The organism is Roseateles sp. (assembly GCF_049240545.1).
In the GTDB taxonomy this organism is placed as follows: domain Bacteria; phylum Pseudomonadota; class Gammaproteobacteria; order Burkholderiales; family Burkholderiaceae_C; genus Paucibacter_A.
Map to the genome: position 1 here is coordinate 1 of NZ_JBMLSK010000179.1, position 1,324 is coordinate 1,324.

The following is a 1,324-nucleotide window of genomic DNA, read 5'->3' on the forward strand; positions in this document are numbered from 1 at the left end:
AGCACGATGGCCAGCGCGAACTGCGGCACGCTGCCGCGAAACGGCACGCCGAACCACAGGATCACGACCAGCCACAGCAGCAGCCCGTTGGCCACGCCGATGGCCACCACCGGGATCAGCTTGCCGAGCAGGAACTCGAGCCGCGTCACGGTCGAGCTGGCGATGTTGAAAATGGCGCCGCTTTCCTTCTCGCGCACGACGCTCACCGCGATCAGCAGCGGCGGCACCAGCAACAGCACCAGCATCAGCAGCGACGGTGCCACGGTGACCACGCTGCGCAGTTCGGGGTTGTACAGGAAGCGCGTCTGCAGCCGTACCGGCTCGACGAGTTGGGCGGTGGCGGGCGAGCGCGCGCCGCGGCGCGCGGCCAGTACTTCGGCGCGCAGTTCGGCGTTGGCCTGCGCGTTGATCGCTTCGAGATAGCCGTGGATGGTGCGCGCTGCGGTGGTGAAGGCGCCATCGATCTGTGCCAGCACGTCCACCGTGCGGCCGGCGTTCAGATCGCGCTCGAAGTGCGGGCCGATCCACAGAATCACGCGGGCGCGGCCGTCGATCAGCGCGGTTTCGCCGCGCGCGGCGGCGGCATCGACACCGGCGGGTACAAAGTGACGGGTCGACTGGAAGCGGTCCGCATAGCGGCGGCTGGCCGCCGTGGCGTCCTCGTCGATCACTACCAGGCCGACGCCTTCGACGTCGGTGGTCATGCCGTAGGCAAACACCACCAGCAAGATCAGCGGCAGCGCGAAGGCCAGCAGCAGATAGAGCCGGTCGCGCCGCACTTCGCGCGCTTCCTTGCCCGCCAGCGCCAGCACGCGGGAGAAGTTCATGCCGCGGCCCGCGGTCGCGCCGCGGCTTCGAGGGCCAGCACGCGGTGGATGAACACGTCTTCCATCGTCAGCGCCTGCGTCGCGATACGCGGTGCAGCCAGGCCCGCGGCGGCGAGCAGCGCGCCGATGCGCGCACCCGCTGCCGCCGCGTCATGCGCCAGCACGTGCAAGCGCCGACCGTGCAGCACCGCTTCGGCAAAGCCGCCCGCGCGCAGCGCGGCCAGCGCGGCCAGCGGGGGCTCGGCGCTCACCTCGAGCAGTTGCCCGCGCTCGGCGGCCAGCTCGGCCTTCAGTTGCGCCGGCGTGGCATCGGCGACCACCCGACCGGCGAACATCAGCGCGATGCGGTCGCACAGGTCGGCCTCCGCCATGTAGTGGGTGGTGAGCAGGATCGCCACGCCCTGCTCGCGCGCCAGCCGGCGCAGCGTGTCCCAGAAGCGGCGGCGGCCGATCGGATCCACGCCCGAGGTCGGCTCGTCGAGAAACAGCACGCGCGG

The 1,324-nt window shown here is 71.1% G+C and carries 1 protein-coding gene and 1 pseudogene; both read right to left on the bottom strand.

The features are described from left to right. Positions 1-827 (bottom strand): ABC transporter permease (locus ACOVRJ_RS11905; protein WP_422044066.1); only part of this gene is annotated, 827 nt, incomplete at its 3' end. Further along, positions 824-1,324 (bottom strand): annotated as a pseudogene (locus ACOVRJ_RS11910) (ABC transporter ATP-binding protein); the annotation flags it as partial. The gene ACOVRJ_RS11905 and the pseudogene ACOVRJ_RS11910, both read right to left, overlap by 4 nt.